Source organism: Boudabousia marimammalium, assembly GCF_001936115.1.
GTDB lineage: Bacteria > Actinomycetota > Actinomycetes > Actinomycetales > Actinomycetaceae > Boudabousia > Boudabousia marimammalium.
Window position 1 is genome coordinate 137,317 of record NZ_MPDM01000001.1, and the last position, 24,941, is coordinate 162,257.

General features: G+C 57.4%; 24 protein-coding genes. 13 read left to right on the forward strand and 11 right to left on the reverse strand.

The features are described from left to right. Nucleotides 1-7: 7 nt before the first annotated feature. Complete coding sequence (locus BM477_RS00580) at nucleotides 8-361, reverse strand: nucleotide pyrophosphohydrolase (protein ID WP_222842257.1); 354 nt, start codon at nucleotides 359-361, stop codon at nucleotides 8-10. A 100-nt stretch (nucleotides 362-461) separates the two neighbouring features. Between BM477_RS00580 and BM477_RS00585 the strand changes: the two genes are divergently transcribed. The 4 genes from BM477_RS00585 (at nucleotide 462) to BM477_RS00600 (ending at nucleotide 4,813) form a co-directional block, all read left to right on the forward strand. Then, nucleotides 462-1,625 (forward strand): hypothetical protein, encoded by a 1,164-nt coding sequence (locus BM477_RS00585; protein ID WP_075360741.1) that lies wholly within the window; start codon nucleotides 462-464, stop codon nucleotides 1,623-1,625. A 357-nt stretch (nucleotides 1,626-1,982) separates the two neighbouring features. Continuing rightward, the gene (locus tag BM477_RS00590; protein WP_075360742.1) at nucleotides 1,983-3,197 is read left to right on the forward strand and encodes an FtsX-like permease family protein; all 1,215 of its coding nucleotides are present in this window, start codon (nucleotides 1,983-1,985) and stop codon (nucleotides 3,195-3,197) included. Beyond that, entirely contained in the window at nucleotides 3,190-3,924 is a 735-nt protein-coding gene (locus BM477_RS00595) for an ABC transporter ATP-binding protein (protein ID WP_075360743.1), read from the forward strand. Before BM477_RS00590 ends, BM477_RS00595 begins: the two co-directional genes overlap by 8 nt. Nucleotides 3,925-4,486: 562 nt before the next feature. Next, on the forward strand, nucleotides 4,487-4,813 hold the full coding sequence (locus BM477_RS00600) for a hypothetical protein (protein WP_075360744.1): 327 nt from the start codon (nucleotides 4,487-4,489) through the stop codon (nucleotides 4,811-4,813). On the opposite strand, the gene BM477_RS00605 is transcribed toward BM477_RS00600, so the two are convergent. From BM477_RS00605 to BM477_RS00620, 4 genes are read right to left on the reverse strand one after another with little or no spacing between them, the layout of a single operon-like run. Next, the gene (locus BM477_RS00605) at nucleotides 4,803-5,591 is read right to left on the reverse strand and encodes an HNH endonuclease family protein (RefSeq protein WP_084543606.1); all 789 of its coding nucleotides are present in this window, start codon (nucleotides 5,589-5,591) and stop codon (nucleotides 4,803-4,805) included. The two genes, BM477_RS00600 and BM477_RS00605, sit on opposite strands and share 11 nt — an antisense overlap. Continuing rightward, entirely contained in the window at nucleotides 5,581-6,501 is a 921-nt protein-coding gene (locus BM477_RS00610; protein ID WP_075360745.1) for a trimeric intracellular cation channel family protein, read from the reverse strand. The genes BM477_RS00605 and BM477_RS00610 overlap by 11 nt, the downstream gene beginning before the upstream one ends. 26 nt (nucleotides 6,502-6,527) lie before the next feature. Next, on the reverse strand, nucleotides 6,528-7,625 hold the full coding sequence (locus BM477_RS00615; RefSeq protein ID WP_075360746.1) for a VIT1/CCC1 transporter family protein: 1,098 nt from the start codon (nucleotides 7,623-7,625) through the stop codon (nucleotides 6,528-6,530). Between the two features lie 8 nt (nucleotides 7,626-7,633). Further along, a complete protein-coding gene (locus tag BM477_RS00620; RefSeq protein WP_075360747.1) occupies nucleotides 7,634-7,951 on the reverse strand; it encodes a protoporphyrinogen oxidase in 318 nt (105 codons plus the stop codon). Between the two features lie 192 nt (nucleotides 7,952-8,143). Here BM477_RS00620 and dhaK point away from each other — a divergent pair, with 192 nt between their 5' ends. The 3 genes from dhaK (at nucleotide 8,144) to dhaM (ending at nucleotide 10,796) form a co-directional block, all read left to right on the forward strand. Beyond that, nucleotides 8,144-9,142: a dihydroxyacetone kinase subunit DhaK gene (gene dhaK, locus BM477_RS00625; RefSeq protein WP_075360907.1), complete on the forward strand. Its 999-nt coding sequence runs from the start codon at nucleotides 8,144-8,146 to the stop codon at nucleotides 9,140-9,142. A gap of 4 nt (nucleotides 9,143-9,146) precedes the next feature. After that, entirely contained in the window at nucleotides 9,147-9,791 is a 645-nt protein-coding gene (gene dhaL, locus BM477_RS00630) for a dihydroxyacetone kinase subunit DhaL (RefSeq protein ID WP_075360748.1), read from the forward strand. A gap of 234 nt (nucleotides 9,792-10,025) precedes the next feature. Continuing rightward, nucleotides 10,026-10,796 (forward strand): dihydroxyacetone kinase phosphoryl donor subunit DhaM, encoded by a 771-nt coding sequence (gene dhaM, locus BM477_RS00635; protein ID WP_075360749.1) that lies wholly within the window; start codon nucleotides 10,026-10,028, stop codon nucleotides 10,794-10,796. 103 nt (nucleotides 10,797-10,899) lie between these two features. Here the strand turns inward: dhaM and BM477_RS00640 are convergent, their stop codons facing one another. Continuing rightward, nucleotides 10,900-12,216, reverse strand: coding sequence for an alpha/beta fold hydrolase (locus BM477_RS00640; protein ID WP_075360750.1), 1,317 nt, complete (start codon nucleotides 12,214-12,216; stop codon nucleotides 10,900-10,902). A 77-nt stretch (nucleotides 12,217-12,293) separates the two neighbouring features. Continuing rightward, complete coding sequence (locus BM477_RS00645) at nucleotides 12,294-13,112, reverse strand: PfkB family carbohydrate kinase (RefSeq protein WP_075360751.1); 819 nt, start codon at nucleotides 13,110-13,112, stop codon at nucleotides 12,294-12,296. An 86-nt stretch (nucleotides 13,113-13,198) separates the two neighbouring features. On the opposite strand from BM477_RS00645, the gene BM477_RS00650 reads away from it, so the two are divergent. Next, on the forward strand, nucleotides 13,199-14,011 hold the full coding sequence (locus BM477_RS00650) for a sugar phosphate nucleotidyltransferase (protein WP_075360752.1): 813 nt from the start codon (nucleotides 13,199-13,201) through the stop codon (nucleotides 14,009-14,011). Beyond that, nucleotides 14,008-15,285, forward strand: coding sequence for a galactokinase family protein (locus tag BM477_RS00655; protein WP_222842258.1), 1,278 nt, complete (start codon nucleotides 14,008-14,010; stop codon nucleotides 15,283-15,285). Before BM477_RS00650 ends, BM477_RS00655 begins: the two co-directional genes overlap by 4 nt. Here BM477_RS00655 and dnaB read toward each other — a convergent pair. After that, nucleotides 15,282-16,643 carry a replicative DNA helicase gene (dnaB, locus tag BM477_RS00660; RefSeq protein WP_075360753.1) on the reverse strand — a complete coding sequence of 454 codons (1,362 nt, stop codon included), beginning with the start codon at nucleotides 16,641-16,643 and terminating at the stop codon, nucleotides 15,282-15,284. The genes BM477_RS00655 and dnaB overlap by 4 nt on opposite strands. Before the next feature lie 476 nt (nucleotides 16,644-17,119). Here dnaB and BM477_RS00665 point away from each other — a divergent pair, with 476 nt between their 5' ends. The 3 genes from BM477_RS00665 (at nucleotide 17,120) to BM477_RS08240 (ending at nucleotide 19,971) form a co-directional block, all read left to right on the forward strand. After that, complete coding sequence (locus tag BM477_RS00665) at nucleotides 17,120-18,478, forward strand: MATE family efflux transporter (protein WP_075360754.1); 1,359 nt, start codon at nucleotides 17,120-17,122, stop codon at nucleotides 18,476-18,478. A gap of 238 nt (nucleotides 18,479-18,716) precedes the next feature. Next, nucleotides 18,717-19,718 (forward strand): hypothetical protein, encoded by a 1,002-nt coding sequence (locus tag BM477_RS00670; RefSeq protein ID WP_143230150.1) that lies wholly within the window; start codon nucleotides 18,717-18,719, stop codon nucleotides 19,716-19,718. 52 nt (nucleotides 19,719-19,770) lie between these two features. Next, nucleotides 19,771-19,971 (forward strand): hypothetical protein, encoded by a 201-nt coding sequence (locus BM477_RS08240; RefSeq protein WP_143230151.1) that lies wholly within the window; start codon nucleotides 19,771-19,773, stop codon nucleotides 19,969-19,971. 97 nt (nucleotides 19,972-20,068) lie between these two features. Here the strand turns inward: BM477_RS08240 and BM477_RS00675 are convergent, their stop codons facing one another. After that, nucleotides 20,069-20,284, reverse strand: a complete 216-nt coding sequence (locus BM477_RS00675; RefSeq protein ID WP_075360756.1) for a methionine/alanine import family NSS transporter small subunit — start codon at nucleotides 20,282-20,284, stop codon at nucleotides 20,069-20,071. Next, nucleotides 20,281-22,017, reverse strand: a complete 1,737-nt coding sequence (locus tag BM477_RS00680; RefSeq protein WP_075360757.1) for a sodium-dependent transporter — start codon at nucleotides 22,015-22,017, stop codon at nucleotides 20,281-20,283. Before BM477_RS00680 ends, BM477_RS00675 begins: the two co-directional genes overlap by 4 nt. Nucleotides 22,018-22,164: 147 nt before the next feature. On the opposite strand from BM477_RS00680, the gene BM477_RS00685 reads away from it, so the two are divergent. Then, nucleotides 22,165-22,581, forward strand: a complete 417-nt coding sequence (locus BM477_RS00685) for an RNA-binding S4 domain-containing protein (RefSeq protein ID WP_075360758.1) — start codon at nucleotides 22,165-22,167, stop codon at nucleotides 22,579-22,581. A gap of 75 nt (nucleotides 22,582-22,656) precedes the next feature. On the opposite strand, the gene BM477_RS00690 is transcribed toward BM477_RS00685, so the two are convergent. After that, complete coding sequence (locus BM477_RS00690) at nucleotides 22,657-24,735, reverse strand: acyltransferase family protein (RefSeq protein ID WP_075360759.1); 2,079 nt, start codon at nucleotides 24,733-24,735, stop codon at nucleotides 22,657-22,659. Nucleotides 24,736-24,941 lie beyond the last annotated feature (206 nt).

Sequence of the window (24,941 nt, forward strand, 5' to 3'; positions counted from 1 at the left end):
TTTGTGACTATTGCTCGGCGGCTTGGCGGCCTCGTTTAGGCAGGGAATCTAGCGGATATTTAGCAATATTCTTCGCAATTTTGCGGCGGGTAGCTTCCTCCAGGTTAATATCGCAGGCGGTGCACAAGTGGAGCAGGAAAATAAACACGTCAGCTATCTCATCACTGACGGCTTCGTGGGCTTCCCCCTCGGCAACTAACTCTGCGGCACGGTCCGCGGGCAGCCACTGGAAGCACTCCGCCAGCTCACCCATCTCCCCCATCATGGCCAGCAGGATCGCCTTCGGGTCATGGAACTTTGCCCAGTCTCGATCCTCAATAAACTTCTTCATTTCGAGGCGCAGTTCTTCAATCTCAGACATTGGCATTTCCTTTGTACGTAGTAGACCTACACAATAGTATGACGTAGAGTACAGAGACTACTAGAGTTTAGAGCATCCAGAGTCCGGAAAGAGAAAGCTCATGTTCAAGTTAGCGGCAGCCTATATTCGCGGCAACATTAAACGTTGCCTAGCGATGCTCCTGTCACTGACCCTCACCGTCCCAATTTTTGTGGCGCTCAGCGCTAACCTCGGCACGCAACAGTTAAAAACCATCCAGACTCTCAACCAAAACTGGCGCGGAGCCTACGATATTCTGGTGCGGCCTCCAAACTCTGCGCTACCCCTCGAAGCTGAAAAAAATATTGTCCGGCCCAGTTTTCTCTCCAACACCTATGGCGGAATCACGCTACCACAACTTGACACCATTCGGAGCCTAACCCAAGTGGAAGTCGCCGCCCCCATCGCAATAATTGGGCAAATCTACCCCACCCTGTTTCCTTATAGTGACGTTTCCGCACTCACCAGCACCGACCAACCCACTCTGCTGAACGTAAAAACCAATACCCTCAGCAGAAATGGCCGCTACCAGAAAACCACCGACAGTTTCGTGTTCCTCTCCCCCGACCGGCTCTGTTTCGACCCTGAACTGGCCTCCTACACCAACTGCACCGAGAAAAAACCACTAAACCACATTCCCACCCAGAATGAACCCCCCGTTTTCAGCTACGGACACACCACAGACCCTGAAGAAACTAAGCACCTCACTACCGGCACCGCCAACCTTCCACCCGCCCAGAACATAGTCCCCATCGGGCTTAACTATCTTCCCCTCACCTGGGCGGCCATAGACCCAGTCGCAGAAGCACAGCTAATCGGTTTAGATAAAAGCATTAGCCGAGGACAATACTTGACTGCTAAAAGCGGAATCCAAACCCTCCCATACGAGACACTTTCACCCGAACTACCCACCTCCACACAACGGATCCTCCCCGCTATTTTAACTGCCCGCATGCCTGCCGTGGATTTGAAATATCATCTGGAAGTTAAACAATTAGAGCCGCAACTTGCACAACTTTGGAAACATGAAGGGGCCAGTGAAACCCTCGTCACAAAGCTCAGTTCGGCGCCACAAAACACCCTCATTGAAAAAGATATTCCCCTCAACTACCTGTGGCAGCAGTTCCAAAACCAGTTCAGTTTCTCCCCCCAAAATCTCCACCACAATGACGACAAAATCGCTCTCACCCAACTCGACCGGATCGGGGACGTCACCTACCGGGCCAAATCTGAAAACCATCTCTAAGCGCAAAACCTACCCCCTCTCACACAACAACGAAACGATTTCCATTACAGGGGCCTGCCCGGCGCCGAAGACAGCTCCTACCGCAAAGTACAAACCCTCATTCCTTTCCCCGCCGACCTCAATCCCGACGACTCACTTGCCCTGCTCCCCATCGGACTCTACGACACTGACAAATTAGGCGCCCTCACCGCCGGTGGAACAGCCCGCCTCCCCCTCGGCATTTACCAGAATCTACCAACCGAAACCGCCACCCCAGCCAGCCGCGAAATCCTCGGAAATAGCCAATATTTATCCGACCTGAACCCTGCCGGATACCTCCAAATCCCGCCCGGAATCCTCAGCGACCTCGACGCCACCGTGCAAGCCTTAGCGTCCTCCCAGCAGCCGGAACTAGCCGACGCCCCCATCAGCGCAATCCGCGTCAAAGCCGCCGGCATCCAAGCCATGACACCCCACAGCCGGGAAACCATCCGACGCCTAGCCGAAGAAATACATCACCGCACCGGCCTCCAAGTCGATATCATTACCGACTCTGCGCTACTGCACCAAACCGTGACTTTGCCTGCCTCCGCGTGGGGGATTCCCGCCCTTGAGCTAACCGAGCTGTGGTCCAAAAAAGGTGTCGTCACCCAGATTGCGCAAGCCACAGACTACAAAACCTTATTCTTGAGCATCATCATTTTGATCTGCTCACTTGCCACCACCGTACTAACCGCGCACGCGAACCTCCTCGCCAGAAAAACGGAACTAGAAATCTTAGCGCACCTCGGCTGGCGAAAAACCAGAATCTACCGGCTCACCAGCATAGAAGCAATCATTCTCGGCACAATCGCAGGCCTCGCCGCAACCGCGCTCACCCCGGCTCTCACCAAACTGGCCGGACTAGAAATCGGCGGGCCTGAAAGCGGCTGGCTCATCCTGCCGCTCATTCTGCCCCTCACCATTATTCTCACCCTCACCACTAACCTAATCGCCACCCTCAGCTACTACCGCCAAAACAAGCCGGCGAAAGCTAAAGCGCGCCCAATGCGTTTACGGTTAACCCCATTTAGTCTCGGGTTTGCTTTATTTTCAAAGCATCCGACCCGCAGCCTAGTCTCCCTCACCACCTTCACCATTGGGACCAGCAGCCTCAGTCTCCTCATCTGGATGAACAACACCTTCCAAGGGCAGCTGGCTGGAAACCTGCTAGGAAATCAGATTAGCCTGCAAATCCGCTCCTCAGACCTGATAGCGGCCGGTTTTCTAATCGCGTTAGCCCTCCTTGCAATCAGCACTGTCAACTGGATCAGCAGCCTCGAAGACCAGCCCGTTTACCGCAGTATTACCGCCATCGGCTGGCGTCCTCGGCAAGTATTCTTCACCCGCATCGCCCAGCCTCTCCTCACCAGTCTCACCGCCTCACTTATCACCCTCGCTTTAACCACCATAATTGCCCGCAGTCTCAGCCACCTCACCACGACACTCTCAGTTTGTGCGGTCAGCATGATTGTTAGCATTCTGATTTCCGCCATCCAAGCCCACACTTGGCAAAGGCAGACGGCTCCTGACAGAAAGACAGCAAATGAGTAGCGCACCATGGCAACAAGTCGCCCCCTCGGCCAGCTTCGGCAGCAGCCTAGAACTGGTAGACGTAAACAAGTTTTATCAAAGCGGCACGGATCATGAGATTAAAGCCGTGCAAAACCTCAGCCTGTCTGTGCCAGCCGGCCAGTCGGTAGCTTTGGTCGGCTCATCCGGTTCCGGAAAATCCACGCTGCTACATCTAATCGGTGCCATCGACAAAGCAGATTCCGGGCAAATACGCGTCGGAGACACCTCCATCACCAGCCTGAAAGGCAATGCGGCAGCAGATTATCGAGCCAGCATCGGCATCATTTTTCAACATTTCTACCTGATTGATTCACTGAGCGCCCTCGATAATGTGATGGCGCCACTGATTGGCCGCAAACCGCGCAAAACTCACCGAGACCTCGCCCTTGAGGCTCTTGCCCAGGTAGGTTTAGCAGATCGAGCCGCATCCACACCACAGCAACTATCCGGTGGGCAACAGCAACGGGTGGCAATCGCCCGCGCCCTCGTCGTGAAACCCCATCTCCTATTAGCGGATGAACCCACCGGAAACCTTGACTCTGACACCTCCGCACAGATTCTGGAACTATTAGCACAGTTACAGACACAACTGGGAATCACCATGCTGGTAGCAACCCATGATCTGGCCGCTGCCCGACAACTAGACCGAATGATTGAGCTCAAAGACGGGCAGATTATTAAAGACAACAGTAGGGCGGTCAACTAGACGGCTATGCTGACTGGTTGGTTGGCTGGGTAACTGAAGAATCAACCAGACGGGCAACCCGGCAACTGCCGAATCGCCGAGGGGACGCGGCTCCCCACCCTCGCTCCAACACAGTGGGATTTTGCCGCCCACCTCCATCTGCGCGAGCAACTGCCCCTTATCTACATTTGCGTGTGGGAATTTGCCACACATTATTGTTTTTGTGTGTCAAAAAGCCAAAATTAGGGCGAATTTGGGCGATTTTTGGTATTTTCGCACACAGTATCGAAACTGTGTGGCATTAGTCCACACACAAACGTGTGATTGTGGCAGTTTTGCACACAATTTCGAGGATTTAATCGAATCGAGGGCGTGGGGACGCCGGTTTTTCATGGATTACACGGAATCCTTCACCGACTGTGATGCTTAAAAACAATTGTGCACCTTGCACGGTGCACAATTGTTCGTAAGGTGCACACTCGACGGAAATGGTGGTCATCAGAGTCCACCAAGCAAAAACCCGCAGTTTTGATAGTATGAAACGTTAATCAAATAAGGATTAAAAAGTCGAAAGTAGGACTCTTTGTACTGGTTAGAAGCATTTGGGTGGCTGGGCTCAGCTGTTGTGGTGATTTCGCTAATGTTGGGCTCAAGCAAACAGTTCCGCTGGTGGAATTTTACTGGCTGCGCGCTGGCTACCGCCTATAACGGAATCATTGGGGTTTGGCCTTTCTTCGCGATGAACTTTATTATTGCGCTGATTGACGCGTACTGGCTGGTGCGAATCTATCGGGAGGAACGTCAGCTGGCGGAAACGAAAGCGCAGACCGTGGAGCAGGCGCTGGCAACGGAGGGTGCGGATGCCACTATTTGCCAGTGCCCGAATTGCGGTCACCTGATTAAGGCTTAATCTCCCCAAAATCTTGCGGGAGTTTAACTGTCGGGCAGGTAGCAATAACGGAGTTGATTGCCTGCTTTTCCGCCCTGGTCATTGACAGGTCCCATTTAGCTTTGACGGCCAGCTGCCGCGCCACGTAGCGGCAGTGGTAGTGACGGTTGGCGGGCAGCCATTGGTCCGCGGAGGCGGAGCCTTTCTCATAGTTGGCTTTGCCGTCGACGGCCAGCAGGTTCAGCGGATCGTTCGCGAAGCGTTGCCGTTTCGCCAGGTCCCATTTTTGCGCGCCGGACCGCCACGCGTCCCCCAGCGCTACGACGTGGTCAATCTGCACTAGCGGGGAGGTATTCGGCCCTTTCACAAACTCGACGGATTCACCCGTGTAGGGTTCCGCGAGGCGCCCGGACAGCACTTTGCAGGGTTTGCGTGGGCTGGTGTATTCGACGTCGGAGAGGTCGCGCGACAGAATATCGTTGCGCGTATTGCAGCCGTTGTGGTCCTCATCCGCCCACGCCTCACCGAAATCCTCACGCTCATATCGGCGGGTGGATTCATATTCGCCCTCGCGCACCCGCACTTTCCCTAGGGCGGTCACGATTTCGGGGTTGATTTGGGACGAGGACGAGGGTGATCCCCCGGTCCCGCTGCTGCTGCGCCCAAGGTCCAGCAGGTCGGGGCCCAGCCCGGGGATCAGCAGGTAGCCGGTAACCGCTACCAGAATAATCAGGGTGAGGAGGTTCCTGATTCTGCTGCTACGCGAAGTCGCCTTGCCGGCTGGCCGGTTAGTTTTCAAGGTTCTGTGACTCTTCGGTCTCTAGGTCGTGGATAGCTTCCGTGATGGCTTCAGTCGCAGCTTCAGTCGCAGCGGAAGTGGCGGCAGAAGTAGCAGCCTCCGTAGCTGCTTCGGTAGCAGCGGAAGTGGCAGCCTCAGTCGCTGCTGCCACCGCCTGCTCCACGGCCCGCTCAATCGTGACTTTGCGTTGACGTCGCAGCACTTTACGTAGCTGCGCGGTAGTCATAGTGATGGTCCAATCATCAGCGGCAGGCAGTTTCCATTTCCTCCAGTTGGACAGGACGGTGAAAGCAAAACCGACCAGTGCGGAAACCAGCATGCCGATGCGTTGCTCTCCGGCATACCAGAAGCTCAGAGTCGTCAGGGAGGAGATAGCCGCCGGGGTGGCGTACAGGTAGTTGCCACCAAAAACCATGGGGACGTTTCCGGCCGCAATATCGCGGATCATGCCGCCCCCGACCGCGGTCAGCATACCCATCAGTAGGGCCGGCATGGGGCCAAATCCTAGGTTCATGGCTTTGACCACGCCGGTGGCGGACCACAGGCCCAGCACCACACCGTCAGCGGCGATCACAAATTTCACGGACCAGGATGAATCCATGCGGAACAGTAACGCCACTAGGGTGCCGGCCAGCGCAGTGTAAAGATAGTACGGGTCGGTGATGGCGTAGGGCGGTCCCGCCGCCAGCATGACGTCACGGATAATGCCGCCACCCATGGCGGACATGATTCCAAGCACAATGAAACCGACCGCGTCGAAACGTTTTTGCCGGGCCAAACGCCCACCCACAATACCGTTGAGGAAAACACCGGACAGGTCAATGAAACGAAAGACCGCATCCAATGACAGAGTGGATGAATCAAAATCCCAGACGGAGGCATCTAACGCGCCGGAAAGAAGCAGGGTCATGCGTTCACCTCACCGTGTTTAAGCATTTACGCACCGAATAGGATGCCCAGCAGGTAGGTGACAGCGGCTGCACTCAAACCGATGAGTAGCTGCCGCACACCCCGCCAGAAGGGCGGCTGACCGGACAGGATACCAACAATGGAGCCGGTCACGAACAGGGCAACACTCACCACCACTGCGGAAATCACCATGCCGAACACGCCCTCGGCCCCAAATAGGAACGGGAGCAGCGGCAGGAGCGCGCCGGACGCGAAGAAGCAGAAGGAGGCGATGGTCGCACCGAAAGCGGAGCCGATTTCTTCAAAGTCGGAGTAGCCGGCGGGCGCGAGGGCGTCGTCGAGGAGGCCACCGTTTTTGAAGCGGCGCAGGGACTCGTCGGCGGCCCGCTGGGCTTTCTCTTCATCCATGCCGCGGGCGCGGTAGATGAGCGCCAGCTCGTTCGCGTTGACGTCAAGGGCGGGGAAGTAATGGTAGGCGGAAACGTCCGGGGTGGAGGCTTCCAAGAGTTCACGTTGGGAGCGCACGGAGATGAACTCGCCTGCCGCCATGGAGAGCGCGCCAGCCAGCAGACCGGACAGGCCCGCCAGGATAACGAAAGCGTTGGAAGCACCGGAGGCGGCGATACCCATAATGAGCGCGAGGTTGGATACGAGGCCGTCGTTCATACCGAAAACTGCGGCACGGAACATTCCAGACAGGCGGGAGCGGCTCTTCGCAGCGAGGGCGCGGACCACTTCGCCGTGTACGTGCTCATCGGCGGCCATGGTGTCGGGCGCATCCTCGTCCCCGTCATAGCCGGAACGCTGCTCGGTGCGCTGCATCATTGCCAGCGTGAAAATGGAACCAAAGTTGAGAGCTAGGGTGGACAGCAGGCGGGTGCTCCACGCGGTGCGCGGCTCCGGCAGGGCACGTTCGCCCAGCAGGGCCAGCCAGTAGGATTCGTGGCGTTCTTCAGCGTCCACTAGGCGTTCGAGGATGCGGCGCTCCTCCCCGGTGTATTTGCGGGCGAGGGCGCGGTAGGTGTCGGCTTCGTGGCGTTCGTCAGCCAGGTAGCGACGCCAGCGGCGAATCTGCTCACGCGTCGGTTCGGGACGTTCCGTGGTCTGGGAGCTCTGCGTTTCCATGGTCGTAATCAGTCGTTATTCTCAGTGGTTTCTTCGATTACTTCAACGTCAATGTATTCGCCGCGGCTGGTGCCTGAGCCGCCGTTGGGGGCGCCAAAGAGGCGTTCTTTTACGGCGTCAGCAACCTTATCGGTGACAACTTCACCCTGGTGGCGGATAGCTTCGGCGGCGCGTTCACCAACCCGGTCGAGGGGTTTGGCAACAAGGTTCGAGTTACGCACTTTGGAGGCGGCCCGAAGAATCTGCTCATAGCGTGCACGGCCCGCTCTGGAGCCGAGGATGTATCCCACCCCAACGCCGAGAAGAAGATTGAATTTTTTGCCCATTTTAGCCTCTCTAATCTGGTCCGCTGACTGGCGAATAGGCTAGCGAACAGCCTGGCGTTTATTCTATCAGTGCTGGGGACCTGCACGCTCAAATCGTTAGGTACTGCTCATTCAGGTGCACGTATGAGCAGTTTATTCCCCAATTGGGCTTTGACTGTTGCGCCTGGGGATGTGGCGTGCTTAACTGAGTTTATGAAAAAATTAATCAATGATCCCAAAGATGTTGTCACTGATTCCCTCAAGGGTATGGCACTAGCGCATCCCGACCTGCTTGACGTAGATGTGGACACCCACATTGTTTACCGTCAACTTAAGAAGACCGATAAGGTCGCAATTATTTCCGGCGGCGGCAGCGGCCATGAGCCTTTGCATGCCGGTTTTGTGGGTCACGGAATGCTGGATGCCGCTTGTTGCGGCGAGGTATTCACTTCCCCGGTCCCCGATCAGATTATGGAAGCCACCACGAAGGTGAATGCCGGCAAGGGTGTGCTTCATATTGTGAAGAACTACACCGGCGACGTCATGAACTTTGAAATGGCTGCGGAGCTGGCTGCGGCGGAAAGTGACGTTGAGGTCGCTACCGTGGTGGTTAATGATGACGTAGCGGTGCAAGATTCCCTTTACACTGCGGGCCGCCGCGGCGTGGGTGGCACCTTGTTCGTGGAGCGTATCGCTGGCGCTTTGGCTGAAACCGGCGCGGATTTGGAGGCGGTGCGTGAGATTGCACAGCGCGTCAACGACAATACGCGCTCTTTCGGTTTGGCTTTGACTTCCTGCACGGTTCCGGCAGCGGGCCGCCCGACTTTCGATTTGGGCGAGGATGAGATTGAGCTGGGCATCGGTATTCATGGTGAACCTGGCCGTGAGCGCCGGCCTTTGCAGTCTGCGCATGAGCTGGCGAAGGAACTGGTTGAGGCGATCACCGCCGACTTGGACTTCACTGGCGGCCCGGTAATCGCCATGTTGGGCGGCATGGGTGCGTCCCCGCTGTCTGAACTGTACTTGATGTATGGTGAATGCGAAGCACTGCTAGCTGAGAAGGGGATTAAAGTGGCCCGTTCTTTGGTTGGCAACTATGTAACCAGCTTGGATATGGCTGGCTGTGCCCTTTCAGTATGTCGCGCTGATGATGAGATGCTGAAACTTTGGGACGCTCCAGTTAAGACCGCCGGATTGCAGTGGGGAGAGTAAAACAATGAGCGCAACAGTAGAGCAGATTCTGAAGTGGATGGATGATTACGCCGTCCTGATTCGCCGTCATGCGGCTGATTTAACTGAGCTGGATCGCCTGATTGGCGACGCTGACCATGGGGCCAATATGCAGCGCGGCATGGAAGCTGTTCTGAAGTTGGAGGGTAAAGAGTTCCATGATGCCTCCACTTTGCTCAAGCGCGTTGGAATGACCCTGGTCTCGTCTGTGGGCGGGTCTTCCGGCCCGCTTTACGGCACTTTCTTCATCCGTATGGCGGCTGCTTTTGCCGCCGAATCGGAGGATCAGAAACTAATCAGCGCGGAGACTTTCGGTAAGGGTCTCCATGCTGGTGTCGAAGGTATTGCTGCCCGCGGCAAAGCTGAGGCGGGAGATAAAACCATGCTTGACGCCTGGTATCCGGCTTTGGCTGCCTACGACAAGGCCCTCGCTGAGGGCAAGGGTTTCCACGATTCCTTGGAGGCTGCGGTTTTGGCTGCAGAGCAGGGAGCGGAGGACACCATTCCGATGGTGGCGCACAAGGGTCGCGCCTCCTACCTGGGTGAGCGTTCAGCCGGGGTGAAAGATCCCGGCGCGGCTTCTTCAGCTTTGCTGTTGCGTGCCGCATTCGACACCTTCACTCAGGAATAGTCGGAGAACATTTCCTTAGTGTTCTAGGTGTGGGCTGGTCGGGATTCTCGGCCAGCCCACATTTTTGGCCGCACGTTACCCGGTTTTCGCTGACGGGTTGCCGGGGTCATCCTCGTCCCCTCCTAGGCTACCCGTCGGAGCCGTATCTGACGGCCTGCCTTATCTGCCCCCGACCCGCCGACACTGTATCTGCCCGCCCACTATCCCGTCCCTTTGACTTTTAGGAGTTTTCCCATGATTGGTATTGTTTTGGTTTCTCACTCTCACGCGCTGGCGGCCGCGGCCCGGGATTTAGCGCAAATCATGCTGCCCGATGACGGCCCAAAGCTGCTGCTGGCGGCCGGCATTGAGGGCGGCGCGGGTTTCGGCACTGACGCGGTCGCAGTCTCTGAGGCGATCGCTGAGGCTGATAGTGGGGACGGCGTGCTGGTGCTGGTTGATATGGGTTCCGCCCTGATTTCCACAGATATGGCTTTCGAGTTCTTGGATCCGGAGCTGGCGGAGCGCACTCGCGTGGCGGCGGCTCCTTTCGTGGAGGGCCTGGTCGCCGCGGCGGTGACCGCTGCGGGCGGCGGCTCTTTGGCGGCGGTGGCGGCTTCCGCGGAGTCCGCTTTGGAGGCGAAGCGGGAGGCTCTAGCGAATTCGAGCCTTCCGGCCATGACGATTTCCGAGGACGAGGGCGAGGGTGCGGCGGCCGCTGAATCCGCGGTTTCCGCTGCACCAAGTGGTGGAGGCGATGATTCCCTCACTAAGATCCTCACCATTAATGATCCGGTCGGTTTGCATGCCCGTCCGGCAGCGGTGCTGGCCACCGCGATGGGTGAATTCGATGCGGAGATTGAGGCCTTCAATGACACGGATGGCACCGGCCCGGTCGATGCGGCTTCGGTAATGATGCTGACGACGCTGGGCGTGAAGGGCGGCGGCCAACTACGTTTAGTGGCTTCCGGCCCGGATGCGGCAGCGGCCCTCGCTAAGGCCGAGGAAGTTGTCGCCGACCTCTAGCCATAAACCGTTTACGTATGAGTTATTCCCCAAAACGGGCTGTTTTTGGCCTGTTTTGGGGAATAACTCATACACAACTGTGGAGCTTCTGTGAGCTCAGGGTTCAGGCGCGAATCATGTCCAGCAGCCGAGAATAAATCCCCGCCCCATCAGTGCCAATCCCAGAATGCTGGAAAACATTAGTAATGTAGGGTTTCAAACCAATCAGCTCAGCGGTCCGAATGGACGGCTCCAGCGGCACAAAAATATCGTCATAATAGATGGCGGCCGCGCCGGGGACATCAACCTCGGCCAGAACCTCCGGCAGGTAGAGCGGCGGCCAGTCCGTGTACTGCGCCAAAGCCATGGCGGCAGGTTTCAATGCTCTGAGCGCGGGGTCCTCATCGAACTGCCAGGGGTAAATGTGTTCGCCCGTCAGATAGAACGGCTCATTAAGATTCCGCGAATCTGCATCCTCGGCGAACCCGGGAACCTCGGCCCGCATCCGGTGCGCCGCCCAGTTAGTCGCCTGCCCCGCCAAGGCTGGGGTGGCGCCCGCATAGATGGCCTCATGTATAAGGCCGTAGAGCGGCCCGCCCGCGAAGGAGAGGTCCGCGCCGATTTCGTTGAGGAAGCCGAGGGAGAGGCGCTTTTCCCCGCCCACGGTAACGAAGGGATCTTCCAGCAGGTAGCGCAGGGCGGTGAAGCCGGTGTCGCGGCCCAAGTTGATGCCCAGCATCCGGAAGCGGCGGGAGGTGAGGCGTTCACCGGTGGGAAGGAACTCTTCCACATTGTCTAGGTGATGGCAGATTTCGCGGATTCGCGCGTCAGCAAAGGGGACTTGCTGGTAGAACTCGCGGCTCCGTTTGGCGACCTTCGCGTAGGTGAGGCGATACAGTTCGTCAGCATTCTGATCAAGGGTCGGGGTGCCGCCCGTGTAGAGCACGCTGGTCAGCGCGTCAGGATGATAAGACAGGTAGGTGGTGATACAGAAACCGCCATAGGATTGGCCGCACACTGCCCAAGGTTTACCGTCGTTAAGCTCCGCCCGGAAGGCTTCCGCATCTTCAACAATCTGGTCGGTGCGCAGCAGCCGCAAATGCTGAACCTGCGCCTCCACGTCACCGTGCGCCAGAATCGTGTGCGCATCTTGGCGGGTAGAGCGGCCGGTGCCGCGCTGATCTAGCAGCAGCACTCGGTATTCTTTAAGTAGTCGGCCAATCCAGCCGCCCTCCAGGTTCAACGGGCGCGGGCTTCTCCCGCCCGGCCCGCCCTGGAAGAACATAATGTACGGGTAATCTTCCCCGCCCGGCGGCACGATTTCACGCACGAAAACATCTAGTGTTCCCAGAGTTTTCACCGGATCGTGATGATCCCAGGGGACTTCTAGGGTGTGGTCATGAACGGTGTGGCCTTGCAGGCGCCATGTTTCAGTTCGCATGCCGTCAGTTTACTATGATGGCCCACGATTCACGACCAAAAACAGCAGAGTCAGCGCAGCAGCATCAGCCGACAGATTTACCGCCAGCCGCCCTGCCAGACCGCGTCATTCGGCATATTCAGGGGCTGACGATGATCGATCGCGTGAGTCACGAACTCACGGGCGACCGACACGGCTGCTTCCACCTCGGCCCCCTTCGCAAGCTCGGCGGTAATCGCGGCAGCCAAAGTACACCCCGCCCCATTCAAAGGTTGATCCCCGCGTTTGCGGGCCCTGAACTCGGTAATCTCGGAGCCATCCCAGAGGACGTCAACGGCGTCCTCGCCCGGCAGTCCCAGGCCGCCCTTCGCCACCACGTAGGGGACGCCCAGGTCGCCAATCGCCCGTGCCGCATCCTTCAACTCGTCCAGGGTGGTGACCTGACGGCCCGACAGTGCCTGCGTCTCAAACAGGTTCGGGGTGACCACGGTGGCGGACGGCAAAATATGCTCAATCAGCGCCTGATCCACCGCCAAAGCGGAGGACGCCTCCTGGCCTTTGCAAATCAGCACCGGATCCAAAACCACATGCTTCCACTGCTGCAAAGACAAGCCCTCAGCGGTGGCCTCAATGGAGGGAACCGTCCCCAGCATGCCAATCTTGGTTACCTCAATGGGGCGAATCTGGATGGCGGAACGAATCTGCTGCAGGATTTGTTCAGGCGGAATCGGGAAGAAACTATGACCCCAGCCGGCATCCGCCTGGAAAGACACCAGGCAGGTGACCGCACCCATGCCGTAGACGCCCAGCTCATGGAAAGTTTTCAAATCCACGGGCAGGCCGCCAGCACCGGAGGCAGCGTTCCCGGCAATCGTCAAAGCAGTGGGGACAAAAGCAGAATCATTCACAGTTTTCATGCAAAAATACTACACCGGGTAGGCAAAACCGTGACATTGCGGCCAGCTGACCGCGAACACTGGGAAATGACGGTAGAATACCCTACATGATTGGAAACACTAAAAAAGCAGTAATTCTGGCGCGTGGCCTCGGCACCCGGATGCGGGCTGAAGCTGAAGGAGCACAGCTCAATGATGAGCAGGCGAAAGCAGCGAACGCTGGCGTGAAGGGCATGATCGATGTGGGCCGCCCCTTCCTTGACTATGTGATGAGCGCCCTTGCGGACGCCGGCTGCACCGAGATTTGCTTAGTAATTGGCCCCGAACACGACATGATGCGCGACTACTACGGCAACTTGAACTCGGAGCGAATCAACGTTCACTTCGCCATTCAGGAAAAGCCGCTGGGCACCGCTGACGCCGTGTTGGCTGCGGAAGAGTTCGCCGGCGATGACGCTTTCATCGTGGTTAACTCTGACAACTACTACTCTGCGGCGGCGCTCACCAAACTGGCCGCCCTCGACACTGCGGGCCTCCTCGGCTATGAACGTAACGCCCTGATTGAGCAGTCCAATATTCCCGCTGACCGGATTGCGGCCTTCGCCATCATGGACTACCTGGAGGACGGCACTTTCAACGGCATCCTCGAAAAGCCTGCCCCGGAGGTTTTGGCGGCCCGCCCCGACGCCGGCATTTCCATGAACGCGTGGCGCTTCACGAAGCCTATTTTTGCGGCTTGCAAGAACATTGAGTCCTCCATTCGGGGCGAGTACGAGCTAGCTGACGCAGTCCGTTACGCTATCGATCACGGCACCCCGTTCAGCGTGGTGGATGTGGCCGAGGGCGTCCTCGACATGTCTCGCCGGACCGATATTGCGGCAGTTAAAGAGGCTCTTTCCGACGTGGTGGTAACGCTTTGAACCAATCCTTAACAGTTCCGCCCGAGCTGCTTCACGACGCGCTGCCGACCACGGCGAAGCGGGTCAGCTGGTTTGTTCCCGGGCGGATTGAAGTGCTGGGTAAACACACTGACTATGCGGGTGGGCGTTCCCTGCTGGCGGCCGCGAATGTGGGTATCACTTTCGTTGCGGAAGCTAATGACGAGGGCGTGGTGCGGATTTCTTCCGACGCCGTTGAGGGAACTGTTGAGCTGCCGCTGGCAGAAAATATTGAAGGCTACGACAACGGTCACTGGGCTGGCTACGCCCGCGCCGTAGTGACCCGTCTGGTGTTGAACTTCGGTGATCAGGTTGTGGGCGCGAATATTCACATGACGACGACCCTGCCGTTGGCGTCGGGGATGTCTTCTTCGTCCGCAATGGTGGTGGGTTTGGCCCGCTGCCTGATGGATCTGTCCGGGATTGAGTCCACTGACTTGTTCCGCCGTAATATTTCCAGTGCTGAAGAGTTCGCCGCCTATCTGGCTTGCATTGAAAACGGCATGAGTTTTGGTGAACTGGTAGGGCATCGCGGTGTTGGTACTTTTGGTGGCTCCGAGGATCACACCGCCATGCTGTGCGGCGTGGAGGATTCCCTAGTGCAGTACGCTTTCTGCCCGGTCCGTCGCGAAGCCGTAGTGCCGTTCGCCTTGGATCATAGTTTTGTGGTCGCCGTTTCTGGTGTTTTGGCGGAAAAGTCGGGTGCGGCGCGGGATGCGTACAATCGTGCCTCCCAGTCGACGCGCGACATTTTGGCGCAGTGGAATGAGCACACTGGACGTGAGGATAGTTTCCTAGCTGACGCGATTGCGGCCACCCCGGAAGCTGCGGAGCAGATCCGTGGGCTGCTGGGCGAAGGCAACTATTTGCGTAAGCGTTTCGAGCAGTTCCTGATTGAATCCGATCAGCTGGTAGTGCAGGCGGCTGACGCCCTGCTGGCCGGCGACCTGGAGGATTTCGGTCGCGTCGTGGATTTGTCTCAGCATTGGACTGACGTGGGCTTACAGAACCAGGTGGATGAGACGCGGGCTCTGGCTGCTTTGGCGCGCGAGGAAGGTGCGGTTGCTGCTTCCGCTTTCGGCGCTGGATTCGGCGGCTCCGTCTGGGCTTTAGTTCCAACCACCGAGGCGGAAGAATTCGCTGGCCGCTGGTTAGAGAAGTATATTGCCCAGTTCCCCGAGGTTGCTGGGCGGGCACACACTGTGATTACCCGCCCGGGATCTAGGGCAACCCGCCTGGAGTTAGAGCTGGCCTAGAGGCCGCCGGTGTCCCCGCGATCTTCCGCCATATTCTGGAAGCGTGAATAGTGGCCTTGGAAGATTGCACCCACGGTTCGTGTCTCACCATTACGGTGCTTAGCGACAATAATGTCGGCTTCGCCTTTGCGTTCCATGTCGTCTTCTTTGCCGTAATAGTCCGGCCGGTGCAGCAGCATAATCACGTCAGCGTCCTGCTCCAGTGAACCAGATTCACGCAGGTCAGCCATCATTGGTTTCTTGTCGTTACGCTGTTCCGGGCCACGGTTCAGCTGAGCAGCTGCCACGACCGGCACCTGTAGTTCCTTGGCCAACAGTTTCAGGTTACGTGAAATCTCTGAGACTTCCTGCTGACGCGACTCCACTCGCTTATTCGTAGTCATCAGCTGCAGGTAGTCAATCACGACCAGTTTCAGGTCATGCTGCTGCTTGAGCCGGCGAGCCTTCGCCCTAATTTCTGGGAGCGTCAGGTTCGGGGAGTCATCAATGAACAGTGGCGCATCATGCATCCGGCCGATTCTCTTTGCCAACCGATCCCAGTCGCGGTCCTCCAGCTCTGCCCGGTTAATGGAAGACAGGAAGACCTCACTCTCCGCGGAGAGCATACGTTTCACAATTTCGTCGCGGCCCATTTCCAAGCTGAAGAAAACCGAAGCCATGCCATGATGAATTGAGGCGGAACGACAAAAGTCCAGAGCCAGCGTGGATTTACCCATCGAAGGACGAGCCGCCACAATAATCAGCTGACCCGGATGCAGGCCGTTCGTCAGCTCATCCAGACGAGCCAAACCGGTGGGCACACCAGCAGAATCCTGAGCTGTGGAAGACCCCAACAGCTCCATCATCTCATCCACCACCGGGCCAATCTGCACGAAATCCTCAGTAGTGGAATCCATTGAAACGGACATGATTTCGCGCTGCGCGGCATCAACTAGATCGTCGACATCCCCGCCCTCGTCGGCGTAACCCAACTGCACAATCTTCGTGCCCGCATTCACGAGGTTACGCAAGATAGCCTGCTCGCGGACAATATGCGCATAGTAGGTGGCGTTCGCGGCGGTCGGGACAGAAGCAATCAGGGTGTGCAGGTAGGTGGCGCCGCCAACCCGGTTGAGGTCGCCGCGGCGGTTCAGCTCCGCCGCCACAGTGATAGCGTCAGCGGGCTCACCCTTCGCGAAAAGCTCCAGTGCGACCTGGAAAATAGTGGCATGCGCGGGACGGTAGAAAGCATCAGCGGTGATGATTGCGTCCACATCCGCAATAGCTTCCTTAGACAGCAGCATGGCGCCTAGGACCGAGATTTCGGCGTCAATGTCCTGAGGTGGGGTGCGGTCGAAGCCGTCTTCTTCGGGATCCATGCCTTTTCCTTCCCTAGTTGCCTATGTTGCCGGTGCTACAAGCGCCAGCGTTGCCGGCGTTTCTGGTGTTGCCAGTAATGCCAGCATTTCAACTCCACGCTACTTTTCAGGGGCGTTTTCTGGGTTTTTACCTTACACCTTCGGTTTACAGCAACTACGCTAACCGACTGATTTAAGTTCACTCCTTTGATTATGCCTTCTCACCCGCACATAGTCGACACCAATAATGTGGATAATCGGTGGATAATATGTGCACGACACGCGAGGGCACTGTGGAAACAGTTGTGGGGAAAACTCGGGGTTTTTCTGACGGATTCATAAATGTATTGAGTTTTCCGCAGAATCCTCTATCCACATGTTATTAACAGGCTGTGGAAAAACACCTGTGGGTAACTGGCGAGTGGTAATTGCGACATTCCTCTTCCTCGACCCAACTCGGGTTACTCTCCGCTGGAAGCATCCGTTAGGGTGAGAGTATGAAAGAGCGCAAACCCACCCCGACCGAACCGGATGTGACTCCCGCGGCCAACAGCAAAGACGTTGACAAACAGATTCTGGGGCTGGCGCTGCCTGCCTTGGGGGCGCTGATTGTTGAGCCGCTCATGGTGCTGGCCGACTCCGCAATGGTCGGACACTTGGGGACGAACCCGCTGGCTGGTTTGGCGCTGGGGTCAACCATCATGCTGACCATCGTGGGCCTGTTCATTTTCTTGGCCTACACGACTACCGCGGTGGCGTCTCGGCAACTGGGCGCCGGTGATGAGGCAGGGGCGATTCGGTCGGGAGTGGAAGGCATCTGGTTCGCCGGATTCCTAGGGCTGCTAATGGCGCCCCTGATGTGGCTGTTAGCGCCGACCGTGGTGGGCTGGTTCAGCCCGGAGCCGGCAGTTTTCATCCACGCAGTCGCCTACGTGCGCTGGGGCTCGCCCGGACTACTCGGCATGTTTTTGGTGCTGGGCGGCACCGGAGCGCTACGGGGCTTATTGGATAATCGCAGCCCCATGTATGTTTCAGTGGGCGGCGCCATTTTGAACGTTATTTTCAATGCCACCTTGATTTATGGATTCGACATGGGAGTGGCAGGTTCTGCTGCGGGTACTTCTTTGGCGCAAACATTAATGGCTGTCGCTTTGACTGTGCTGATTTCTCGGGGGGCGCGCCGGCACGGGGTGTCTTTGCGTCCCACTTTCCATGGGGCTCGCGCCGTGGGCGCAGCCGGCGCGCCTTTGATGGCCCGTACCGCGGCTTTGCGTGCTGCTTTCTTGCTGACCACTTGGGCGGCCACCTCGGCTGGTGCTGTTCCTTTAGCCGGTCACCAGATCACTATTGCTTTGTGGGGTTTGGGCTCCTACGGGATGGATGCTTTAGCGATCGCGTCGCAAGCACTGATTGGTCACGGTCTGGGTACTGGTTCATCGGAGCGGATCCGCCAGGTACTGCGGCGTTGTCTGACCTGGGGCTGGTGGATTGGCTCCGCTGTCGGTGTGATTTTCTTGGTTTTGTCCCCGGTACTGCCGTGGCTGTTCACCCAGGACCAGCCAGTGTTCTGGCCGACCACGGTGGCGTTGATTATCTGTGGCTTGTCTCAGCCAATGACCGGCTATGTGTTCATTTTGGATGGCGTCCTGATTGGGGCTAATCGAACCAAGTATTTGGCTGTTGCCGCGGTGATTAACCTGGCCGTCTATCTGCCTTTCGTCTTGCTGATTGGCTGGTACTCGGCTGCTTGGGGAAATGTTTGGGCTTTGGGCGCACTGTGGTTTGCTTTCAGTTTCATCTACACCGGGATGCGGGCGGTAACCAACCGCTACGGCGCCAAAGACCTGCTCCGCTAGCCGCCGACGCGCCACAGCTCCCGCACCGGATGCTGTTCATCGGTTCGGTATGACTTTCCGCCACAAATAGCCCAAAAACACCACTTTTCAAGCCCAAACCCATACCAAAACAGACATTCCCCCCGTCACCACGAAATATATCCACAGGTTCCTTATCCACAACTTGGAGAACTACAGGTTTCAGAAAGCCGTATTGGCGCGATACACCTTAGTCATGACACTACTAAGGGAAATTCATGTGGCAAGAGCAAGTGAGATACCCAGGATCCGCTACTCATCCAACGACAATGACACCAAGCGCCCCGAAATTATGCGGGTAAAACGTGGATGCTACCTAACGGGACTACCAAATAGAGAGCCTAGTGGATACTGGGAAGCAGCCAGGATCGTCGCGATAGCTAGAGTGCTTGCACATCAGATTGCGAGACCGACAGCCACATTCACCCTAGAATCTGCCTGCGTAGTTTACGGATTTGCTGTTAATGACGCAAATCCTCCAATCATCACTCTCTCGGATAGAAAACACAACAGGCAGACCACTGTATTCCCAGCGCTAACCATTGGTACGCACAGTGTGGATGCCGCCCACCTGAAAATGATTTCCTACCGGGGCGTACCGAAAGAAAATCGCCAGATTGAGGGTATAAATGTGGTGGATCCAGTAGAGCTTATTTGCACATTCTTGCGATATCGTAAGCCGCTTGACGCGATGACTTCGGTGGACAGCATTTGTGTTGCCCTTTGCCGGGCGGATGCCCGGGCGCGGGGCCAGACGGAGCAGCGCTTCAAGCATTTGAAAAAGCAGGTGCTGACTAGGTTAGATGAGCTGCATGGGTGTCACGGGCTGAAGCGGGCCCGGCAGCTGATTGAGCTGATGACGCCGTGGGCGCACTCGCCACTTGAGACTCGGTTTCGTCTGCTTTGTGCCGCGTATGGCTTCCCGCGGCCGGTCTTGCAGCAGCGCATGGATACGGGGCGGGGCCTGTTTTTCTTGGACGCATATTTTCCGCAGCAGCGGCTGGGTGTGGAATTGGATGGTTTGATGAAATACCGGTCCGCCAGCGTTTTGCGGGAGGAGAAGCTCCGAGACGTCGCGATTGAGCGAGAGGGTTTGCGGATCCTGCACTATGTTTTCGCGCAGCTAAGGCGGCCGGAGCTGGTGGCGCGGGAGATTGCTGAGTGGGTGGCGCCTTCACGGCCTTTGGTGGTGATCTGCCCAGAGTTCTTAGAGGGTTGGTAGTTGTTTTGGCCGAGGACGAGGGTGTGCCAGTTTCCCTACCGGCTGTTTGGGTATGAGTAAACGCCAAAAAAGTCCAGATTTAGAGCAATTCCCGGCAAAAAGTCATACCCAACCGAACTTTTCTGAAGGAAAGTCTTGTTTAGGTATGGGTTTAGGCTTGAAAAGTGGTGTTTTTGGGCTATTTGTGGCAAAAAGTCATACCCAACCGCTGAAAGGCCGGTGGGCTGCTGCACCAGAGCACAAAAAGAACTGAGGATGGCGGATGCCACAACATCATCCACCATCCTCAGTCCCATAGCCACCCCGGAAGATTAATCTACTCGGGGACGATTCGACTGTGGGCTAAGATTCTAGCCCAGCTCTTTATTCCGCTTGTAAAGACCAACTCGCTGGGATGCGGCCCTTGCCGCATCCTCACCCTCGGCCTCAATGGCGGAGATGAAAGACTCAACCTCTTCGGGAAGCTCCGGTGTCGGTTTGAAACGGAGGTTCCAGATCCAGTAGGCCAAGCCGCCCCAAACTAGCACCATGGACACAATCATCATTACGATCGCTTGGGTATTCATCGGGTTTCTCCTTCAGTTGCGGCGGATGCGCCAGCCGCGTCGGCAGCGGCACCGGCAGATTGGTACTGCGCGCCATATTCAAAATCATCGTCTTGTTCACGGTCACCCGTTACCTTGGGAGCGACCGGCATGAGGGAGACACCCTCGTCCTCGCGTAGCAAACGACCGTAACGGTCACGTGGCCGGTGCGGCAACGGCATGACAGTGAAGTCATCCACGTCATTACGCCAGCGCGTCAGAGTCAAAACATAGGCGCCCACCAGCAGCAGACCCAAAGTACCCCAACCGAAGACACCTGTGTACCAGGACGGGTAGCCGCCGTAACCGTTTGAAATCAAATCCAGCACGGTCTGCACCCACATGCCAGCCAAAGCGGCAGGGATGACGAAACCGATGAGGAAATCCCACCAGCGACCGACCTTAACGGTGGACAGCAGGTTGAGGTGGCGACGCAGACGCGACAGACGCGGATGCAGAACGGCCACAATAACAGCAGTGGAGATGGCGGTAAAGACCACGCCGACCTCGTTAATATACTTATCCACAATGTCCAAGGTCAGCAGTCCGGACGTGGTGGAGAAGAACGCTAGGGACAGCACCATTGAGGGCACTGACACGGAGATGGCGGCACGGGAAGGCGACCAGTTGAACTTGTCTTGGAAGCCGGCGGACACCACCTGGATCAGTGACACGATGGAGGTCAGGCCAGCAACCACAAGGCTGGTGAAGAAGAGAACACCGAAGACTGCTCCGCCGGGCATAGCACCGATGATGGCGGGGAAAGTGATGAAGGACAGGGAAACACCGGTGATGCCTTCCAAGTCTGACACTAGGATTCCCTGCTGGTGAGCCATGAAACCGAGGGCGCCGAAGACGCCGATGCCGGCCAAGATTTCAAAGGAGGAGTTAGCGAAAGCCGCGACGAATGCGGTGCCGCCTAGGTTCGAGCGACGCGGCAGGTAGGACGCGTAGGTGACCATGATGCCGAAAGCGATTGACAGGGAGAAGAAAATCTGGCTGAAGGCGGCCAACCAGACGCTACCGTCGGCGAGGGCGGGCCAGTTCGGGGTGAAGAATGCGTTCAGGCCGTCAACTGCGCCGGGCAGGGTGACGGAGCGGATCACGACCGCTGCGAACAGTACCACTAGCAGGGGCAGGAAGATTCGGTTGAGGCGCTCGACACCTTTTTGCACGCCGAGGGCGAGGATCGCAATCACGATTACCCATACTGCAAGCAGGGGAAGTGCAACACCCCAAACCGGGCTGAAGCTGAGGCTGTCGCTGAGTTCTAGGAATTCTCCGAAGAAGAAGCCTTTGGGGTCGTCTCCCCACGCTAAGGTAACCGAGAAGAAAGCGTACTTAGCTGCCCAGGCGATGATGACGGCGTAGTAGGTCATGATGACGAAGGAAATTAAGACTTTCACCCAGCCGATCATTTCTACGCGGATATGAATTCGCCTGAATACGGTGGGGACTGCACCACGTAGCCGGTGTCCTAGTGAATAGTCTAGGAGTAGGAATGAGACACCTGCGACGAAGAGAGCTACCAAATACGGAATCATGAAGGCGCCGCCACCATTGGTGTAGGCAACTCCAGGGAAACGCCAAATGTTGCCGAGGCCGACCGCTGAGCCGACTGCAGCAAGCAAGAAGCCGGTCTGAGAGGACCATGTTTCTCTGTCTCCGTTTGCGGCACCCTGCTTTGGGGGAGCCGCCTTTGTTCGGGTAGTCATGTTATTACTCCTAATTTTTCAACTATTCGAGCTTCTATTTAAGCATTCTTTACCTTTACTTGAAACGGCAGAGCCAATTAAAGTGGGTTTTGTTATCTATTTGAAACGCTACCTGCGTAAATATGCACCTTGTCTTACAATTAACGGGTGATTGAAGTAAAGACCGAGGGTTCTGTGCGCATCGACGTCTGGTTGTGGGCGGTCCGACAGGTTAAAACGCGCTCTTTAGCAACCAGCGAATGCAAAGCTGGCCATGTGAGAATTAATAACGAGCCAGTAAAGCCTTCGCAAAAAGTTCAAATCGGCGACACGGTCCGCTACCGTTTTCAAGGTTTTGACCGAGTGCTAGAAGTTACGGGCCTGTTGTCGAAGCGGGCGTCTGCGGCACTAGCGCAACAGTGCTACATTGATCATTCTCCGCCGCGACCCACCCGGCTTAACGCCCCGGCCCCGATTGTGCGAGCACGCGGAACGGGCCGTCCCACCAAGAAAGAACGACGCGCCCTCGACCGCTTGCGGGCGCAGGAGCGGAGTGCTTTCGCGGAGCTTTGGGATGATGAGTAGCGCCTTGAGGGGAGGGCCCGAGGGCGCACAGAGCCAGAGCCAGGCAGGGCAAGGCTGAGCTGTCCGAGGGTGCGTCTACTTTCCGGCCCGCAGTTTGCTGACTTTTTCTAGCGCCTGGTTGATGGCCGCCACATAGTACTGTTCTCCAGATGGTCGCGGATGCACTAAATCCCGGTACAGGGTGTCTTCATGTCCCTTAATTGTTTCGTCAAAGGGCGCAATCACAATCCGATTCGGATATTTGGCTTGGGCTTCACGGATCAGGTTATTAGAATCCCAAATGTATTTTTCGGCGGGGCGACCATGCCCCGTGACTAGCACTAGGGTCCGGTCAGGGCCGGCCAACTCCAGCCAGCTTTCCACCTGTTGCATGCGCAGGGTGGAGTTGCTGGTGACCCCAATGATGACGACGGAGCGGAGCTCTCCTTTGTCGGCATATTGTTTCATCAGGCCGGCAACCTGCGGGGAGGCCCGGTTTTTTAGGCCGTCAATAATCATTTCAGGCCATTTGTTTTTCAGGCTTTTTTCCACCATGACGGTGACTGAGTCGCCAATGAAAGTGATCTGGTTGGCGGGAATCGGCGTAGCTTCTGGGCTCTGCTCACTGCCCGCAGCACTACCCGCAGCACTGCCCCCAGCACTGCCCCCAGCACCTTCTGGACTGTGCGTTTCGGTCGTGCCCGCTACCGCGCCACCGGCTACTGTGCCCGCAGTGCCACCTTCAGCAGTAGCGTCTGCCGCGCCGGCTCCACCATTTCCTTCCGGGGTTTCGCCGGTGCCTTCAACCGTGGCAGCACCCGGCTCTTGCGCTTGGCTGAGCTCATTTTGGGCGGGAGCGAAAGCACTCACCGCTAAGAACGCGGCAACTAGGCCGCCGACGGCTCCGCGCCGAATCCAGGCGGGCCGCACGTCTGCGCCCTCGTCCTCGGGCAGCCGCAACCAAGTCTTGAGGGTCGCGATAATCCCGTTTTTACGCATCGGGCTTTCCACGAAAGTGAAGGACAGGGCGGCCAGCACGGTAGCTAGGATCAGGACGATGATTGAGGTGACGCCCTCGGACAGGCCCGGGAACAGGTACCAGAGCACCACCAGGATGGGCCAGTGCCACAGGTACACCCCGTAGGAGCGCTCACCGAACCAGACCAGCGGCTCTCTATCTAGGAAGCGGCGCAGGGTTCTGGCCGGGCCGACCTGGTTTTGCACTGGCGCGACGAAAGCTTGAATCATGGCGGCGGTCGCGAAACAAGCCATCAGCGTCACCCACGGGTAGCTGACGGCGGCTTCGTCACTGGCCACCGCGAACGCTACCAGCATGACAGCGAACCCTGACCAGGCGACCAGGCCGCGCACATAGGCGGACTCCGCGGCAACGACTTCCCTGCTGGGTTCGACGACGCGCCCCAGCCACAGCGCCAGCGCTGCCCCCAGCATCAGTCCGAAGCTGTGCGTGTCCGTTCCTAGGTAGGCGCGAGATGGGTCCGCCATCCCGTAAGCAAGATAGGCCATGCCGACGGCTGAAGCAATGCCGAGGACGAGGGGGAGCGCCGCAGATTCCCGCCGGTTTAGCGGAATCAGCAGCAGCACTATCGGCCACAGCAGGTAGAACTGTTGCTCCACTGAAAGCGTCCACATATTAGTCAATAGTTGCGGCACGCGGGAATCAAAATAGGAGCTGTCCGTCCAGATCAGCACCCAGTTGTGTGTGAAACTGAGGGCGCCGGCGGCTTGGCTCCGGATTCCGGCAACCAGGTCCAGGCTGAAAACCGCGGCGACCGGAACCATCACAATCACCATTAGAGCGACCGCCGGGAAGAGGCGACGAATCCGGCGCAGCCAGAACTGCCCGATCGCAATCTTCCCGTCCCGATGCCACTCTTTCACCAGCAGACCAGTGATCAGGAAACCAGACAGCACGAAGAACACGTCCACACCCAGGAAACCGCCCCCAAACTTTGAGGGGAAAGCGTGGTACAGCACTACCGCGATAGCGGCGAAGGCACGCACCCCATCTAGGCCCCCCAGTCTGAACTGAGCGGCCTGCGCCTGAGACTTAGTTTTAGGCGTCCGCGGCTGCGCTTGCGCGGCCTGCGCCTGAGTTTTAGGCGTTCGCCCCTTAACTTTCGGGGCCCGCGCCGATGGTTTTTTCTGCTGCACAACTCCACATTAACCAGCGCGCGGGACATTAACAATCAACACGTCTGACTGTCGAAACAATTGGAACGCGGGCATTCTCACACCGGCGTTACCCGGCGGTACTTTCACAAAGATGCTACCCTCTTGGTAGACGTTCTTTAAGGCGATCCTGTGAGGTCGCGAAGGTGTCGAACAAGGTTAGGATACGGCCCTGCAACCACGAACAG

Excerpts from the sequence above, each read along its gene's own strand:
- BM477_RS00580 (WP_222842257.1), bottom strand. The coding sequence starts at position 361 with ATGTCTGAGATTGAAGAACTGCGCCTCGAAATGAAGAAGTTTATTGAG.
- BM477_RS00585 (WP_075360741.1), top strand. The coding sequence starts at position 462 with ATGTTCAAGTTAGCGGCAGCCTATATTCGCGGCAACATTAAACGTTGC.
- BM477_RS00595 (WP_075360743.1), top strand. The coding sequence starts at position 3,190 with ATGAGTAGCGCACCATGGCAACAAGTCGCCCCCTCGGCCAGCTTCGGC.
- BM477_RS00610 (WP_075360745.1), bottom strand. The coding sequence starts at position 6,501 with ATGACCCTGCTTCTTTCCGGCGCGTTAGATGCCTCCGTCTGGGATTTT.
- BM477_RS00615 (WP_075360746.1), bottom strand. The coding sequence starts at position 7,625 with ATGGAAACGCAGAGCTCCCAGACCACGGAACGTCCCGAACCGACGCGT.
- BM477_RS00620 (WP_075360747.1), bottom strand. The coding sequence starts at position 7,951 with ATGGGCAAAAAATTCAATCTTCTTCTCGGCGTTGGGGTGGGATACATC.
- dhaK (WP_075360907.1), top strand. The coding sequence starts at position 8,144 with ATGAAAAAATTAATCAATGATCCCAAAGATGTTGTCACTGATTCCCTC.
- dhaL (WP_075360748.1), top strand. The coding sequence starts at position 9,147 with ATGAGCGCAACAGTAGAGCAGATTCTGAAGTGGATGGATGATTACGCC.
- dhaM (WP_075360749.1), top strand. The coding sequence starts at position 10,026 with ATGATTGGTATTGTTTTGGTTTCTCACTCTCACGCGCTGGCGGCCGCG.
- BM477_RS00640 (WP_075360750.1), bottom strand. The coding sequence starts at position 12,216 with ATGCGAACTGAAACATGGCGCCTGCAAGGCCACACCGTTCATGACCAC.
- BM477_RS00645 (WP_075360751.1), bottom strand. The coding sequence starts at position 13,112 with ATGAAAACTGTGAATGATTCTGCTTTTGTCCCCACTGCTTTGACGATT.
- BM477_RS00650 (WP_075360752.1), top strand. The coding sequence starts at position 13,199 with ATGATTGGAAACACTAAAAAAGCAGTAATTCTGGCGCGTGGCCTCGGC.
- dnaB (WP_075360753.1), bottom strand. The coding sequence starts at position 16,643 with ATGGATCCCGAAGAAGACGGCTTCGACCGCACCCCACCTCAGGACATT.
- BM477_RS00665 (WP_075360754.1), top strand. The coding sequence starts at position 17,120 with ATGAAAGAGCGCAAACCCACCCCGACCGAACCGGATGTGACTCCCGCG.
- BM477_RS08240 (WP_143230151.1), top strand. The coding sequence starts at position 19,771 with ATGAGTAAACGCCAAAAAAGTCCAGATTTAGAGCAATTCCCGGCAAAA.
- BM477_RS00675 (WP_075360756.1), bottom strand. The coding sequence starts at position 20,284 with ATGAATACCCAAGCGATCGTAATGATGATTGTGTCCATGGTGCTAGTT.
- BM477_RS00680 (WP_075360757.1), bottom strand. The coding sequence starts at position 22,017 with ATGACTACCCGAACAAAGGCGGCTCCCCCAAAGCAGGGTGCCGCAAAC.